Raw genomic sequence first — 16,278 nt, forward strand, 5'->3', positions numbered from 1 at the left:
AACTCGTTCCGTTCCTGCGACTCCAAAGGGAAACGCCTGCCGGAGAATGACCATGTCTCTGCATCAAGTCGCCCGTTTCGCCGACGTTCGTGAAGACCGCGGCCTCGAAGTCAAAATCGACGACGCGTCCATCCTGCTGTTGCGCTCCGGTGATCAAGTGCGCGCCTTCCAAGGCAAGTGTCCGCATGCCGGCGCACCACTGGCCAAAGGCGCGGTGTGCCACGGACGGCTGATTTGCCCCTGGCACAAGGCCGCGTTCCGCACGGAAGACGGCGCCCTGTGCGAACCGCCGGCCCTCGACAGCCTGGCGCGCTACCACGTCGAGGTCCGGGACGGTGACGTCTGGGTCGACGATCAACCATTGCCAACCGATAAAGTCCCGCCGGCCGATGACGCACGCACGTTTGTCATCATCGGCGCCGGTGCCGCCGGCACGGCTTGCGCGGCGGCGTTGCGCGAGAAGGGGTTTGGCGGTCGAATCCTGATGATCGACCGCGAAGCCGAAGCCGGCTACGACCGGACGGTGCTGAGCAAGTATGTGTTAGCCGGCGACATGGCGGTCAACGAGACAGCGCCGCTGCGCGATGAAACCTACTTCACCCGGCAACGCATCGAAAGGCTCCATGGCGAGGTCACCCATTTGGACCCCGACGCTCGGCAAATCCAACTCGCCGATGGCCGGCAGCTGGACTACGACGCCGCGCTCATTGCCACTGGCGGGGAACCCAAGATGCCAGCATTGCCCGGCATCGAATTGCCGCAAGTCTTCGTGCTGCGTTCGATCGCCCACGCCCGGCAGATTCTCGACACGGTCCGGCCAGGGCAACAGGCGGTGATCATCGGCGACAGTTTCATCGCCATGGAAGTCGCCTCGTCCCTGCGCAAGCGCGGGCTGGACGTCACCGTCCTGGCCCGGCATCCGGTGCCGTTCGCTGCACAGATGGGTGAGAGCGTTGGCCAGGCCATCCTGGCCCGGCACCGGGCCAACGGCGTGGTGTACCACACCGACGGCGAAGCGGCACGGATCGAGGGAGCGCACAAGGTCGAAGCCGTGGTGCTGGATAACGGCCAGCGTCTGGCTGCGGACCTGGTGATCATCGGCATTGGCGTGCACCCGGCCACCGAGCCGTTTGCCGGGTTGCCACGGGAACAGGACCAGTCGCTGTCCGTTGACGCAGGCATGCGTGTGGCTGAAGGCGTATGGGCCGTGGGGGATATCGCGACGTTCCCCCTCAACGGCGCGCCTGTGCGCATCGAGCATTGGCGCCTGGCCCAGCAACAGGCGCGCATCGCCGCCGCGAACATGCTCGGCGGCGACGAGCGCTATCTGGACGTGCCGTTTTTCTGGACCTATCACTTTGGTAAACGCTACGACTATCTTGGCCACGCCGAGCACTGGGACGAAGTGGAATTCAAGGGCACGCCCGAGCATCCGCCCTTTATTGCCCTGCTGGGCAAGGACGGCCTCGTTGCCGCCGCAGTGGCCTGTGATGAAGGCCGGGCCATGGCGGCGTTGGCCCAGCGCATGAAACAACCGTTGCCGGTGGACGAGGCATGGCGGCTGGTTCGGGATTTCTCTTCGTAGATCTGTCCCACACCCCAAATCCCCTGTGGGAGCGAGCTTGCTCGCGAAAGCGTCGGCACGGCTTGCATCAATGTACGGAGTGATCGGCCGGCAGGTGAATCACGCCGGGCCGCTCCAGTGGCGCCAGGGGCGGTGGCTGCAAGTCGGGGCTGAGCAAGTGGAAGTGCGGCACGACGTGGCTGATGTCGCCGTCCTGATTGTTGTGAATAGTCTTCGAGCCGGGCTGGCGCAGCGTGTCCAGGCGCTCGTCGGTCAACTTGAAACTGGCGCTCAAGCCCTGGTCATTCACGACCGGGGCCGGCGACCGGCGCTGGGCGAAGCTGCGACTTTTACGCTGTTGGTAACGCGCCCAGGTAATCAACAGCACCGCGTTGACCAAGGCGATCCATCCATAGACCTGCAAGGTCCCCAGGGTATCGAACAGAGCCCCTCCCGGGCGCGGACCGGCCTGGCTCGCGAACAGCGGCCACAGCCCATTGACCAGCAAGTACAACAACCCCACCCACGCCAGTACGGTAAAAAACGCATCGATGAGCACCAGAAAAGGCCGTTGCCGGGTCCTGATAATTTTCATCGGATCACTTCCTCTTCCTGATCATCGAACGGTTTGATACCGCGATCTGGACTGATCCAGCGCGCACGCTTCTGATGCTGCCCGAATAGCACTTTTGGAAAGCTCACCAGAGTGGTGAAGAGGCTGATCAGCCAGAACACCAACGGGTACCAGACCACCCAGAACATGATGTGCCACAGGCCTTTTTCGTAGCGGCGGTCGATCAGGATGCTCACCGCGAACTGCAGCAGGCACACCACGGCCAGCAGTAGCCCGGTGAAGGCTGGCGGCATGAGGTGATCGACCGCGATGGCCTCTGGCATTTCGACGAACTTGCCAGCCCCCCAGAAAATCACCGACAGCAGGAACGTGAACGCCCAACCGGTGGACAGGCAATATTCGAACAACAGTGGCCACAGGTAGCGGTGGCGATACTGCCAGAGGCCACGGATGTTCTTGAACAACACCTCGGCGCCCCCCTGGGCCCAGCGCAGCCGTTGCCGCCACAGGCCACGCAGGGTTTCGGGCATGAGGATCCAGCACAGCGCGCGCGGCTCGTAGAAGATGCTCCAGTGATCCAGTTGCAGCTTCCAACTGATGTCGATGTCTTCGGTGATCATGTCCGGGCTCCAGTAGCCAACCCGGTGCAGGGCGGAGCGACGGAACGCGACGATCACGCCAGACACGGTGAAGATCCGCCCGAACACCCGTTGAGTGCGCTTGATCAGGCCGATGATTGAGGAAAACTCGCCGACCTGGACCCGGCCTATCAAGGTCGAGCGGGTACGGATGCGCGGGTTGCCGGTCACCGCGCCGAGGCGGGCGTTGTCCAGCATCGGCGCCACCAGGTAGGCACAGGTGTTCGGCGCCAGCAGCGCGTCACCGTCGATGCACACCAGGTATTCACTGCGCGCCGCGATGGCGCCCATGCGCAGGGCCACGGCCTTGCCCTGGTTTTCCGCCAGGTGCAGGACGCGCAGGCGCGGGTCTTCACCCGCCAGCTGATCGAGCATCTGGGCCGTGTTGTCCTTCGAGCCGTCGTTGATGGCGATGACTTCGATGTTCGGGTAATGCTGGCCCAGCGCCGCGTGAATGGTGTCGGCGACGTTATCGCCTTCGTTGAAGCACGGGATCAGGATACTGATCAAGGGCTCGCCGGCCAGGGGCGGTGGCAAGGTGTCGTCCTTCCACGGCCAGTGGCGCTCCCAGTGCAGCCAGAAGTACAGGCCTCCGGCAATCCACAGGCCGGACATGAACAGCGGGTAAAAGAACACGAAGTCCATCAGGAATTGCCCGGTGACCAGGAAGATCAGGCCCAGGGGCACCCCAAGGACGATCGCCAGCACCAGCAGAGCGAGCAGTCTGTCGAGCATGTCAAGGATTCCACTTGTTGGAGAGCGCCGGCCGCACGGTTTTCACCGCGGGCTGGTCTTCGATGAAGTTGTCCGGGTAATAACCAAAACTGGTCACGCCTTTACGCTTGAGACGCCCCATCCAGTCGGCCAATTGTTCACCGTCGATGTCGCTGACCGGCTTGCTGTGCCAGTCCCGGGCCTGCAATTCGAACACCGTGCGCTTGAGCGCGCCGGGACGGGCCTTGACGGTGTCCACCAGGCGATCGAGCCAGGGGCCGGATTGCTGGCGGGTCTGGTTTTCCATCAATGGCATGGCCATCGGTGCCGTCCAGTCGTAGGCGCCGAGGAAGTCGTCGAGGTTCTGGGCGAACCAGGCTTCGCTGTCAGGATTGAGCATCGGTTCGGCAAAGATGTTGCGCGCGGTGAGCACCTGCGGGCCACGAATCGCCCGGACCTTGGCGGTCAGCTCATGGGTGAAGTCGATCAGGTAGCGGCTCTTGAAGCGGGTCCAGCGTTGCATCGCTGCAGGATCGGCCCGCAGGGCGGCAATGGACGTTGGCAGGCCGTTGGCGGCATAGACTTTCAGGGCTGCGGGGCTGGCATCTTCGAAGTCGGAGAACACCGCGTCGTCATGGTACAAAACGCCGTCCAATGAGCTCATCCGCGCCAGATCCTGGTAGATCTCGCCAATGACCTTGCGCACATTCGGATCGAACGGCGACAAACGCACGTACTGGTCCGGGGCAACGCCAGTCTTGCCGGTTTCTGGATCCCAGCGCTGTACCCGCGAAAGCTTCGCGTCCAGGGCGAAACTGAGCACCGGCATCCAGGCATAGACCTTGGCGTTGGCCCGAGTGCGCAGTTGCCAGGCGACACGGTCGAACAGGTCGGCGCGTACCGGCAGGTGGCGGTTGGGGAAGTACAACGAGTGCACGAGGCCATCGCCTTTCGGATCGGCAAAGGCTTGCAGGAACACCGTATTGGCGCCCAGGTCGGAAATACGCTGGACCAACTGGCCGACGTTGGCCTCCTGCTGCACCGGGTCCGGATCGTAGACGTAGTCCAGGTCGACATGCACCACGCGCATCGGGTCCATCGTCTGCACCGACACGATGCTTTCGGCGAAATGGGCGCCATCCGGATCGGACGCCACCAGGAAGCGTGGGCCGCTCATCAGGTTATCCAGGCTGTCGAGACCATCCTCCAGGGTCAGGGCCATTTGATAGCCCTCGTTGCCAATCACCTGCAACGCAGTACCGTCGGCTTCACCGTACGGCCAGACCCAGACACGCGGGCTGTAGCCAGTGACCTTGCGGATCTTCTCGGAAATGGCCGCCACGTCCTTGCGCAAGCGAGCCTGGAACTCGGCCTCGGTCTCGTAACGACCGGTGGCGGGGTCGTAGCGCCGGGTGGTCGCAGCGGGTTGCTGGTTGCCCTGCGGGTTGGCGAGGATGCCTTTGTGATTGGCATCGGTGTGGGCGGCGATTTCCACCAGGCCCGATTTGGAAACCTCGCGAATTTGCTCCCAGGTCAGGAACTCGGAACGCTTGCGTGGCACCCCGGCGAAATCCACCGTTTGGTTCAGCGGCGTATCCACCCAACTGCCGACCGGGGCAAGGATCGCTGGCCAGTTATAGGCACGCAGGATGGGCATGACGCGGGTGTAGAAGCTTGCGTAGCCGTCGTCGAAACTCAGCAGCACCGCACGCGGTGGCAGTTCCGGGCCGCCATTGCGGGCCGTGATGATCTGATCCACCGTGACCGGCTGGTAGTTGTTTTCCCGCAGCCACGCCAGTTGCTCGATCAACCGTTCGGTACGCACGGCCACCAGCGCTTGGTCCGGGTCACGGTCGTCGACATCGTGGTAGGCGATGCCGAGCACATGGTTCTTCGGCCACGGGGCATCATTGGCCGCCAGCGGGCGCTGCGAAGGCGGCGTGAATGCCGGGGCTTGCTGGGCACAAGCGCTGATCAGCAAGACCCCCAGCAGAAGGATGAATCGCGAAATGACAGGCATCTTCAAACTCTTCTAGAAGCGATAGGTGAGGTCGACAAGCAGGCGCAAATCGCTTTCGCGATCGCCGTCGTAGGGGCGGTTGAGCCAGCTCAGCGCGGCACCGGCCTCCAGCACGTCGTTCCAGATGAAACGCTGGCCGTAGCCGAGCAATCCCATGGCCCCGGTGTTGTAGTCGCGCTGGCTGTAGGTACCGGCACCGACCTGGAATTGCTGGCTCCACGTGGTCTCGTAGCGGCGGTACAACACGTGGTTGGCGCTCACGGTCGGCATGACGCTGAAATCCGCTTTCGGATTGAAATAGGGCACTTCATTGGAGCCGCTGTTGCGGCTGGCACCGACTTCCAGACCCAGTTCCACTTGCAGGCGCGGCGTGCTGTAAATACCCTCGCGGCCGGTCAGCTGGGTTTCGAGGCGATTGTTGCCGTCACTGAAATGGGACGGGCTCACCGTCAGCCGCCACTCGCGGCTTTCATGGGCCCGCCAGCGGACGAAACCGCTACCGCCGTTGGCGCGAATGCCGCTGTTGAGCGCCCGCAGCGGGGTATTGGCCGAGAGGTAATCCAGGCTGCCGCCGTACTGCCAGTAGTCGTCGATGTCCCGGGCCACGGCCAGGCGCGCGCCTTGCTTGTCGCCGGAACCATAAGAGTGATTGGAGACCTCGGCCTCCAGCGTCATGTCCCGGGTGCGACGCTCCACGCCCAGGCGCTGCCAACGGTGGTGACCAGTACCTTCCTCGAAATCACCGGTGGCGTAGCCGGCACCGCCGAACAGCCGCCAGTCTTCATCGATGGGCGGGCTATAGAGCAGCGTTTCGATACCAAAGTCCCGGCTGCCGGTGACTGCACCGGCATCACCATTGCCACCGCCATAGCTCTTGCCGGTGTTGGCCTCGATGCGCAGCTCGGCCATGTCGTGCACCTCGCGCTGGCGTTGCAGGCGTTTGACGTGAGCATTCTCCGGGTAGCGGGCGACCACGTCGTCGGTCAGTGCATCCAGCTGCCGCCATTCCTGCAAATCCATGGCGGCGCGGGCCTGGGCGATTTCCAGGTCACGGTTGCGCGGGATCGTCGCCTCGACTTCCTTGAGCAGGTTTTCCGAACGGCGCGGCCAGTCGCGGGCCTGGTACAGATCGGCCTGGGCCAGGCGCATGCCGGTGTTGCCCGGGCCTTGGTTGACCAGGGTGTCCAGGCGCGCTTCGGCGGAAGGCAGGTCGGCGCCGTACGTGCCGGCCTGGGCGGCGAGTTGCTGGGCGTCCATCCATTCATCGTTGGGGTTGCCGATCGGCAGGCCCTTGAGCTCGATGCGCGGACGCTGGGCTTTCGCCATGTCTTCGGCCAGTGCACGGGCCTCTTCGGATTTTTCACTTTCCAGCAACGCATAGTAGAGCGCAGTGCTGTCTTCAAAACGCTCCGCGGGATCGGCATCCGGCGCAGTCAGGACCCGACGGTACAGATCGACGGCAATCTCCGGCTCCCGCTGTTCCAGATAGGAAGAGGCCACCCAGCGCAGGGCGTAAGTGGGAATGCTCACGCCCTCGGCGATCAGTTTCTGGTATTCGGCAATCACTTCTGCTCGACGGGCGCGGGCATTGAGCGCGCCCATTCGATCGATGCGCCAACGGAGTACGTCGTCGTGGGCCTCGGCCACCGGGGTCCAGGTGGCGAGCAACTTGTCGTAATCGGCCAGGGCGCGGTCGGCAATGACGAAGCGCTCATGTTCGCTGCGGCTGGCCATGTCCGCCAGGCGCACCCGTTCGGCGGCGACGTCACCCTCCAGGCGTCGTTGCACGCCACGGTCGATCAGCCCCGGCTGCAGGCGCGCCAGGCGCAGCGCCGGCTCCGGCAACCGTGCCCGTTGCAGGGCGTAGATGTATTCGCGCGCAACCTCTGGGCTGTTGCCGGCGCGAGTGAAGGCCTGGTCGTATTCGAACAGCGCTTCGTGGGGGCTGTCGGCGCGGGTCAAGGCATAACCCAGTGCCAGTCGACGCATCGGATCTGTCGGCTTGGCAGCGACCAGGGCCTTGGCGCGGGTGACGGCTTCGTCAGGCTGGCCTGCATCGGCCTGGGTCAAGGCCAGGCCGAGTTGCAAGTCGGGGTTCTGGGGGTCGATCACCAAAGCCTGGCGGTACAGCTCGGCCGCCGAATCCCAACGCTTGAGGTTGCGATAGGCACGAGCCGTCGCAGTCAGCGCCTGGACGGGCAGCGCTCGATTGCGGCCTTGGGTCTCATAGACCGTCACCACCTCGGTATCGAGGCCGGCCCAGCTGGCGATCTGCAAGTGGTCACTGATCTGTGCGGCGCTGGCCTGGCCGGCCGGCACCTGGCGCAACGCCGTCAGCGCAGGCGTGTAATGGCCTGCACGGGCGTCGAGCACCATTTGGTCATAGGCGGTATCGGCAAACGCCAGCATCGGCCAGCACAGTTGGCTGCACAGCGCGACACGAAACAACGGGCGCAAACCACGTTGAATAAAAGGACCCACAGTACGCGGCATTCGTCAGCATCCTTACATGGCCAGCCGGGTCGCAGTGCCCCCTTGCCCATCAAACAGGAAGCCGGATCAAAGGAATCCAGCCAAGCTCTAATGGGCCTAGTCTTGCACTCTCAGGCGGGTCATCTTCAGGAACGCCACAATTCTTCAGATTCGTTACAGATTTCGGCGCAGGGCTGATCGATAGGCTTAAAAAAACCCGGCCCATGCGTGATGCACGGGCCGGGTTTGGGGTGTTGCCCGAGCGCGTTACTGGACGGCGACGCCACCACCCAGCTTGCTCATCACGAATGCCGTGAATTGCTCAACGGTCATCTTCTGGCCGTTGAAATCGACCTGATTGTTGGCGTAGTGCAGCTTGGTGACAACATCGTTGCCTTCAAGCGTTGCCAGTTCCGAACCGACCGCCATGGCGCTGAACATATCGCTGGTGGCAGTGGCCTGATCGGCGATCAACTTCGCATCCGTCTGGCCTTCCATCTGTGCCTGCACGGTCATCAGGTCGACCAGCATCGGTTTGGAAACCTTGAGATTGAAATCCAGCAGCGCGAGCAACTGACGGCCCAACTCATCCGGTGGCAGGTCCATGGACTGCGGCTTGGCCAGATCAACGATCAGGTTGGCGCGGCTTTCACCATTGGCGGTGCGGAACGACAGGTTTTCCAACGCCACTTGCGGGGCGCCGGCCAGGAGTTTCTCCAGATCAGCCTTGACCTGCGCTTCTTCAGCTTCGGTCAGGCTCAGCTCTGGCGCCGGTTCGCCGGCTGCTGCGGCCTCGGCTGCAGCTTTTTCGTAGGGTTGCAACTTGGTCTGGTAAATCTGCATCAGCGACATGGTGGCCGGGATGTCCAGGTTCTTCAGGCTGACTGCCATCTGCGCCGAGCCAATGGTCTTGTCGTTGAACGACAACTCACCGATCTTGTAATCGGCACGCCCCGAAGCGCTGGTGCCGCTCTCGGTGCTGCTGTTCTTCATCTCGAAGTTCTTCAGGCCCAGCACCGACTTCGGCTCACCAAAGGTGGCCTTGGTGTTGCTCAGCAGCAGGGTGTTGTCACCCATGTAGTAACCGTAGGAGCTTTTGCTCAGGTTGCTCGCCAATGTCAGGCCGTTCAGCTCTACCTGCACGGGAGTCTGGTCTTCGGCGACGGTGGTCAGCTTGAAGCTGTCCATATAGCCGTCGGCCTTGACCTTCTGTGCCTGGGCGCTGGCAGCCAGGTCGATTTTAAGACCGGAGAAAGTGAGCTGGGATTGCTCATCCAGCTTGGTATCCACGGGCAGCAACTCGTAGGTGCCATTGATGGATTGGTCGTAACCCAGGTTGACCACACCTTTGAGCGGCGATTGGTCCTTGGTGGCGGCGAACCACTTGTCGGTCAGCGGATTGCGCTCAAGCGCGGTGTGACTGGTGGCCATGACCGGTAGCCACTTGAGTGTTATCAAGCGCGAAAATGGCAGTGGGCCGTGTTCGATCTGGTCGACGAAGAGCAACTCAACCGGCTCGCCACCGAAGATCTCGCCCTCGCCCTTGAGGCGGTAGTGGGCGGTGCTGCTGAACGTTCCACGGTCCATGGAAACCAGCTCCAGGGTGGCGGTGCTATTGGACCCGGCCAAGGCTGTCTGCATTTGCTTGTTGCTATCGGCAATAGCGTTCGTCAACACGCCTTCGAGCTTGGTCCCGGTGTACCAGGCGCCGCCCGCGCTGACAGCACCGACAGCCACAACGATTCCCAGGAGTATGCTTGCTGATTTATTCATGAGTGACCCGATCGATATCCATGGTTGAACAAAGCCGTCGTCTTCCCTGACCCGCGAAGGGTGTGGCTCGACGCCGAAAAAAGAGGAGGGGAGATTACCATCAGGTACCCCTGCGGGCCCAATGTTTAAAGGGGTAAAAACGTTTTCTTGCGAGGTGGTCTACGAATATTGGACTTCGATCTCGTCGAGCTGATGGTCGAAAGTCTTGAGACGGGCCGTCCAGGTGTACACCAGCACTTCGAAATCGCGATTGATCACTGCCGCGCCCGATGATGAGTCTGCGCGTGAATCGCAGAAGTCCAGTTGATAGCGCTCACGGGCCATGGCATTAGCCACGTCACACAACTCTCGGGCGTTGTTGAGCCAATGCCAGCCGTCCTGGGTGACTTGCTTGTCCAAGGCAGCACATTGGGTTTTCAGGGCTTCCAGGCTTTTTTCCAAAGGGGTACCGGTGAGCTCCCCCATGACTTCCTGGAACGTGCGGCCAGGCTGCCAATAACTGCCCCAGAAATACCGGTCAAACACCGTTTCGACACGTCGCAGCGCAACCTTGGTATCCCAAATCAGCACCAGTGTCTTACCTTGTTCGAGGTGTTTTTTCTTGATGCGCTGACCCTGAAGCGATGCCCAGGCCACGATTGCAATGGATATCACGCCGATCAGCGCCGCGGCGCTATCGAGGAACAACAGCGCTTTATCGATCTGGTGAGTGAGCATGACACCATAGAAATAAGTGGCCGAAAGCAACAGCAAAGCCGCAATGGCGCACCAGAAGCCGGGAGCATAAGGGTTTTTCATTATTGGAATCCCCATGACCAGTGACGTCGCGGGCCCTTGGTCGCCAAGGCCCGACTATCACAGCATAGCAACGGCATTGGGGGTTTGCCGGGGCATCAGGGGCTTGATCCGATTACCGGCCCAAAACGACAAAACCCCTGGCTGCTGATGCAGACAGGGGTTCTGGGAATTCAATCTTGACGATGACCTACTCTCACATGGGGAAACCCCACACTACCATCGGCGATGCATCGTTTCACTGCTGAGTTCGGGATGGGATCAGGTGGTTCCAATGCTCTATGGTCGTCAAGAAATTCTGTGACCAACCCATTCAACAACAACGTGTCGGTAAAATCGATGACTTCTACAAAAAACAAAACCCCTACCTGCATCAGCAGATAGGGGTTTCGGAATTTAATCTTGACGATGACCTACTCTCACATGGGGAAACCCCACACTACCATCGGCGATGCATCGTTTCACTTCTGAGTTCGGGATGGGATCAGGTGGTTCCAATGCTCTATGGTCGTCAAGAAATTCGGTAGCCAGCGCGTGCCTTGCGGTCACGTTCCAGCGAATGGGTATGCGATAGTTTGTGTGCTGCAATCGAGCGTCTCGAACTTTCGGTTCGTTTCGTCTTCACACACCGCAATCTGGTCTCTTTCGCCTTTTGGCTTGGAGGTGACAAATTGCTTGGGTGTTATATGGTCAAGCCTCACGGGCAATTAGTACAGGTTAGCTCAACGCCTCACAGCGCTTACACACCCTGCCTATCAACGTCGTAGTCTTCGACGGCCCTTCAGGGGACTCAAGGTCCCAGTGAGATCTCATCTTGAGGCAAGTTTCCCGCTTAGATGCTTTCAGCGGTTATCTTTTCCGAACATAGCTACCCGGCAATGCCACTGGCGTGACAACCGGAACACCAGAGGTTCGTCCACTCCGGTCCTCTCGTACTAGGAGCAGCCCCTCTCAAATCTCAAACGTCCACGGCAGATAGGGACCGAACTGTCTCACGACGTTCTAAACCCAGCTCGCGTACCACTTTAAATGGCGAACAGCCATACCCTTGGGACCGGCTTCAGCCCCAGGATGTGATGAGCCGACATCGAGGTGCCAAACACCGCCGTCGATATGAACTCTTGGGCGGTATCAGCCTGTTATCCCCGGAGTACCTTTTATCCGTTGAGCGATGGCCCTTCCATACAGAACCACCGGATCACTAAGACCTACTTTCGTACCTGCTCGACGTGTCTGTCTCGCAGTCAAGCGCGCTTTTGCCTTTATACTCTACGACCGATTTCCGACCGGTCTGAGCGCACCTTCGTACTCCTCCGTTACTCTTTAGGAGGAGACCGCCCCAGTCAAACTACCCACCATACACTGTCCTCGATCCGGATAACGGACCTGAGTTAGAACCTCAAAGTTGCCAGGGTGGTATTTCAAGGATGGCTCCACGCGAACTGGCGTCCACGCTTCAAAGCCTCCCACCTATCCTACACAAGCAAATTCAAAGTCCAGTGCAAAGCTATAGTAAAGGTTCACGGGGTCTTTCCGTCTAGCCGCGGATACACTGCATCTTCACAGCGATTTCAATTTCACTGAGTCTCGGGTGGAGACAGCGCCGCCATCGTTACGCCATTCGTGCAGGTCGGAACTTACCCGACAAGGAATTTCGCTACCTTAGGACCGTTATAGTTACGGCCGCCGTTTACCGGGGCTTCGATCAAGAGCTTCGCGTTAGCTAACCCCATCAATTAACCTTCCGGCACCGGGCAGGCGTCACACCCTATACGTCCACTTTCGTGTTTGCAGAGTGCTGTGTTTTTAATAAACAGTCGCAGCGGCCTGGTATCTTCGACCGGCGTGGGCTTACGCAGCAAGTGCTTCACCCTCACCGGCGCACCTTCTCCCGAAGTTACGGTGCCATTTTGCCTAGTTCCTTCACCCGAGTTCTCTCAAGCGCCTTGGTATTCTCTACCCAACCACCTGTGTCGGTTTGGGGTACGGTTCCTGGTTACCTGAAGCTTAGAAGCTTTTCTTGGAAGCATGGCATCAACCACTTCGCCACCCAAAGGGTAACTCGTCATCAGCTCTCGGCCTTAGAATCCCGGATTTACCTAAGATTCCAGCCTACCACCTTAAACTTGGACAACCAACGCCAAGCTGGCCTAGCCTTCTCCGTCCCTCCATCGCAATAACCAGAAGTACAGGAATATTAACCTGTTTTCCATCGACTACGCTTTTCAGCCTCGCCTTAGGGACCGACTAACCCTGCGTCGATTAACGTTGCGCAGGAAACCTTGGTCTTTCGGCGTGGGTGTTTTTCACACCCATTGTCGTTACTCATGTCAGCATTCGCACTTCTGATACCTCCAGCAAGCTTCTCAACTCACCTTCACAGGCTTACAGAACGCTCCTCTACCGCATCACTTGCGTGATACCCGTAGCTTCGGTGTATGGTTTGAGCCCCGTTACATCTTCCGCGCAGGCCGACTCGACTAGTGAGCTATTACGCTTTCTTTAAAGGGTGGCTGCTTCTAAGCCAACCTCCTAGCTGTCTAAGCCTTCCCACATCGTTTCCCACTTAACCATAACTTTGGGACCTTAGCTGACGGTCTGGGTTGTTTCCCTTTTCACGACGGACGTTAGCACCCGCCGTGTGTCTCCCATGCTCGGCACTTGTAGGTATTCGGAGTTTGCATCGGTTTGGTAAGTCGGGATGACCCCCTAGCCGAAACAGTGCTCTACCCCCTACAGTGATACATGAGGCGCTACCTAAATAGCTTTCGAGGAGAACCAGCTATCTCCGAGCTTGATTAGCCTTTCACTCCGATCCACAGGTCATCCGCTAACTTTTCAACGGTAGTCGGTTCGGTCCTCCAGTCAGTGTTACCTAACCTTCAACCTGCCCATGGATAGATCGCCCGGTTTCGGGTCTATTCCCAGCGACTAGACGCCCTATTAAGACTCGCTTTCGCTACGCCTCCCCTATTCGGTTAAGCTCGCCACTGAAAATAAGTCGCTGACCCATTATACAAAAGGTACGCAGTCACCCAACAAAGTGGGCTCCCACTGCTTGTACGCATACGGTTTCAGGATCTATTTCACTCCCCTCTCCGGGGTTCTTTTCGCCTTTCCCTCACGGTACTAGTTCACTATCGGTCAGTCAGTAGTATTTAGCCTTGGAGGATGGTCCCCCATATTCAGACAAAGTTTCTCGTGCTCCGTCCTACTCGATTTCACTTCTAAGATCCTTTCGCGTACAGGGCTATCACCCACTATGGCCGCACTTTCCAGAGCGTTCCGCTAAAATCAAAGAAGCTTAAGGGCTAGTCCCCGTTCGCTCGCCACTACTAAGGGAATCTCGGTTGATTTCTTTTCCTCAGGGTACTTAGATGTTTCAGTTCCCCTGGTTCGCTTCTTGCACCTATGTATTCAGTACAAGATAACCATCTTATGATGGCTGGGTTCCCCCATTCAGACATCTCCGGATCACAGTCTGTTTGCCGACTCCCCGAAGCTTTTCGCAGGCTACCACGTCTTTCATCGCCTCTGACTGCCAAGGCATCCACCGTATGCGCTTCTTCACTTGACCATATAACCCCAAGCAATCTGGTTATACTGTGAAGACGACATTCGCCGAAAATTCGATCTTGCTCAAAGAGCAACTCACAAATTTTACCTTAGCCTGATCCGTTACCAGTGAAAGTAACGTCCAGTCTATCTTTCTATCACATACCCAAATTTTTAAAGAACGAACTAGTCAAAGACTAGAAATCAACATTCACCATCGGTTGATGGAATGCTCATTTCTAAGCTTTATACAATCGAAGCAGTAGTGGTGGAGCCAAGCGGGATCGAACCGCTGACCTCCTGCGTGCAAGGCAGGCGCTCTCCCAGCTGAGCTATGGCCCCGTATTTCTACAGGCGTTTCCCACACAAAATTGGTGGGTCTGGGCAGATTCGAACTGCCGACCTCACCCTTATCAGGGGTGCGCTCTAACCAACTGAGCTACAGACCCAATTTCGGGCTGCTTCTTTCGTCTTCTTCAATGAATCAAGCAATTCGTGTGGGAGCTCATGAAGCAGCTGCGGTCGTCGATTAAGGAGGTGATCCAGCCGCAGGTTCCCCTACGGCTACCTTGTTACGACTTCACCCCAGTCATGAATCACACCGTGGTAACCGTCCCCCCGAAGGTTAGACTAGCTACTTCTGGTGCAACCCACTCCCATGGTGTGACGGGCGGTGTGTACAAGGCCCGGGAACGTATTCACCGCGACATTCTGATTCGCGATTACTAGCGATTCCGACTTCACGCAGTCGAGTTGCAGACTGCGATCCGGACTACGATCGGTTTTGTGGGATTAGCTCCACCTCGCGGCTTGGCAACCCTCTGTACCGACCATTGTAGCACGTGTGTAGCCCAGGCCGTAAGGGCCATGATGACTTGACGTCATCCCCACCTTCCTCCGGTTTGTCACCGGCAGTCTCCTTAGAGTGCCCACCATAACGTGCTGGTAACTAAGGACAAGGGTTGCGCTCGTTACGGGACTTAACCCAACATCTCACGACACGAGCTGACGACAGCCATGCAGCACCTGTCTCAATGCTCCCGAAGGCACCAATCCATCTCTGGAAAGTTCATTGGATGTCAAGGCCTGGTAAGGTTCTTCGCGTTGCTTCGAATTAAACCACATGCTCCACCGCTTGTGCGGGCCCCCGTCAATTCATTTGAGTTTTAACCTTGCGGCCGTACTCCCCAGGCGGTCAACTTAATGCGTTAGCTGCGCCACTAAGAGCTCAAGGCTCCCAACGGCTAGTTGACATCGTTTACGGCGTGGACTACCAGGGTATCTAATCCTGTTTGCTCCCCACGCTTTCGCACCTCAGTGTCAGTATCAGTCCAGGTGGTCGCCTTCGCCACTGGTGTTCCTTCCTATATCTACGCATTTCACCGCTACACAGGAAATTCCACCACCCTCTACCATACTCTAGCTCGACAGTTTTGAATGCAGTTCCCAGGTTGAGCCCGGGGCTTTCACATCCAACTTAACGAACCACCTACGCGCGCTTTACGCCCAGTAATTCCGATTAACGCTTGCACCCTCTGTATTACCGCGGCTGCTGGCACAGAGTTAGCCGGTGCTTATTCTGTCGGTAACGTCAAAACACTAACGTATTAGGTTAATGCCCTTCCTCCCAACTTAAAGTGCTTTACAATCCGAAGACCTTCTTCACACACGCGGCATGGCTGGATCAGGCTTTCGCCCATTGTCCAATATTCCCCACTGCTGCCTCCCGTAGGAGTCTGGACCGTGTCTCAGTTCCAGTGTGACTGATCATCCTCTCAGACCAGTTACGGATCGTCGCCTTGGTGAGCCATTACCTCACCAACTAGCTAATCCGACCTAGGCTCATCTGATAGCGCAAGGCCCGAAGGTCCCCTGCTTTCTCCCGTAGGACGTATGCGGTATTAGCGTCCGTTTCCGAGCGTTATCCCCCACTACCAGGCAGATTCCTAGGCATTACTCACCCGTCCGCCGCTCTCAAGAGAAGCAAGCTTCTCTCTACCGCTCGACTTGCATGTGTTAGGCCTGCCGCCAGCGTTCAATCTGAGCCATGATCAAACTCTTCAGTTCAAACATCTTTGGGTTTTGAGAAAACCCTAAACTTGGCTCAGCAATCGTTGGTTACATCTTTGATTTCTCGCGGAGTAACTTGTGATGCTGATAATCTGTTGACTAG

At 58.6% G+C, this 16,278-nt stretch carries 7 protein-coding genes, 2 tRNA genes and 4 rRNA genes; 1 reads left to right on the plus strand and 12 read right to left on the minus strand.

Features of this window, described 5'->3' with window-relative positions; genetic code table 11:
• The first annotated feature begins 52 nt into the window (after positions 1–52).
• A complete protein-coding gene (locus tag TK06_RS20140) occupies positions 53–1,585 on the plus strand; it encodes an apoptosis inducing factor family protein (protein WP_063323520.1) in 1,533 nt (510 codons plus the stop codon).
• A gap of 67 nt (positions 1,586–1,652) precedes the next feature.
• On the opposite strand, the gene pgaD is transcribed toward TK06_RS20140, so the two are convergent.
• From pgaD to TK06_RS20200, 12 genes are all read right to left on the minus strand, one after another.
• On the minus strand, positions 1,653–2,159 hold the full coding sequence (gene pgaD / locus TK06_RS20145) for a poly-beta-1,6-N-acetyl-D-glucosamine biosynthesis protein PgaD (RefSeq protein ID WP_063323521.1): 507 nt from the start codon (positions 2,157–2,159) through the stop codon (positions 1,653–1,655).
• On the minus strand, positions 2,156–3,511 hold the full coding sequence (gene pgaC, locus TK06_RS20150) for a poly-beta-1,6-N-acetyl-D-glucosamine synthase (protein WP_063323522.1): 1,356 nt from the start codon (positions 3,509–3,511) through the stop codon (positions 2,156–2,158). The genes pgaD and pgaC overlap by 4 nt, the downstream gene beginning before the upstream one ends.
• A gap of 1 nt (position 3,512) precedes the next feature.
• Complete coding sequence (gene pgaB, locus TK06_RS20155) at positions 3,513–5,510, minus strand: poly-beta-1,6-N-acetyl-D-glucosamine N-deacetylase PgaB (protein WP_063323523.1); 1,998 nt, start codon at positions 5,508–5,510, stop codon at positions 3,513–3,515.
• A 12-nt stretch (positions 5,511–5,522) separates the two neighbouring features.
• Positions 5,523–8,003, minus strand: coding sequence for a poly-beta-1,6 N-acetyl-D-glucosamine export porin PgaA (gene pgaA, locus TK06_RS20160; protein ID WP_063323524.1), 2,481 nt, complete (start codon positions 8,001–8,003; stop codon positions 5,523–5,525).
• A gap of 246 nt (positions 8,004–8,249) precedes the next feature.
• Positions 8,250–9,755, minus strand: coding sequence for a YdgA family protein (locus TK06_RS20165; RefSeq protein WP_063323525.1), 1,506 nt, complete (start codon positions 9,753–9,755; stop codon positions 8,250–8,252).
• Between the two features lie 159 nt (positions 9,756–9,914).
• Positions 9,915–10,553 (minus strand): hypothetical protein, encoded by a 639-nt coding sequence (locus TK06_RS20170; RefSeq protein ID WP_063323526.1) that lies wholly within the window; start codon positions 10,551–10,553, stop codon positions 9,915–9,917.
• 174 nt (positions 10,554–10,727) lie between these two features.
• Positions 10,728–10,843, minus strand: a 5S ribosomal RNA gene (gene rrf / locus TK06_RS20175).
• 107 nt (positions 10,844–10,950) lie between these two features.
• Positions 10,951–11,066, minus strand: a 5S ribosomal RNA gene (rrf, locus tag TK06_RS20180).
• A 170-nt stretch (positions 11,067–11,236) separates the two neighbouring features.
• Positions 11,237–14,127: ribosomal RNA gene (locus tag TK06_RS20185) — 23S ribosomal RNA — on the minus strand.
• Between the two features lie 244 nt (positions 14,128–14,371).
• A tRNA-Ala gene (locus TK06_RS20190) sits at positions 14,372–14,447 on the minus strand.
• Positions 14,448–14,477: 30 nt separating this feature from the next.
• Positions 14,478–14,554, minus strand: a tRNA-Ile gene (locus tag TK06_RS20195).
• 81 nt (positions 14,555–14,635) lie between these two features.
• Positions 14,636–16,172: ribosomal RNA gene (locus tag TK06_RS20200) — 16S ribosomal RNA — on the minus strand.
• Together the 16S, 23S and 5S rRNA genes with 2 tRNA genes alongside form the textbook arrangement of a ribosomal RNA operon.
• Between the last annotated feature and the right edge of the window lie 106 nt (positions 16,173–16,278).

Source organism: Pseudomonas fluorescens (assembly GCF_001623525.1).
In the GTDB taxonomy this organism is placed as follows: Bacteria; Pseudomonadota; Gammaproteobacteria; order Pseudomonadales; family Pseudomonadaceae; genus Aquipseudomonas; species Aquipseudomonas fluorescens_Q.

Coding starts and splice junctions, on each gene's coding strand:
- pgaB (WP_063323523.1), bottom strand. CDS start 5,510: ATGCCTGTCATTTCGCGATTCATCCTTCTGCTGGGGGTCTTGCTGATC.
- TK06_RS20170 (WP_063323526.1), bottom strand. CDS start 10,553: ATGAAAAACCCTTATGCTCCCGGCTTCTGGTGCGCCATTGCGGCTTTG.
- TK06_RS20140 (WP_063323520.1), top strand. CDS start 53: ATGTCTCTGCATCAAGTCGCCCGTTTCGCCGACGTTCGTGAAGACCGC.
- pgaD (WP_063323521.1), bottom strand. CDS start 2,159: ATGAAAATTATCAGGACCCGGCAACGGCCTTTTCTGGTGCTCATCGAT.
- pgaC (WP_063323522.1), bottom strand. CDS start 3,511: ATGCTCGACAGACTGCTCGCTCTGCTGGTGCTGGCGATCGTCCTTGGG.
- pgaA (WP_063323524.1), bottom strand. CDS start 8,003: ATGCCGCGTACTGTGGGTCCTTTTATTCAACGTGGTTTGCGCCCGTTG.
- TK06_RS20165 (WP_063323525.1), bottom strand. CDS start 9,755: ATGAATAAATCAGCAAGCATACTCCTGGGAATCGTTGTGGCTGTCGGT.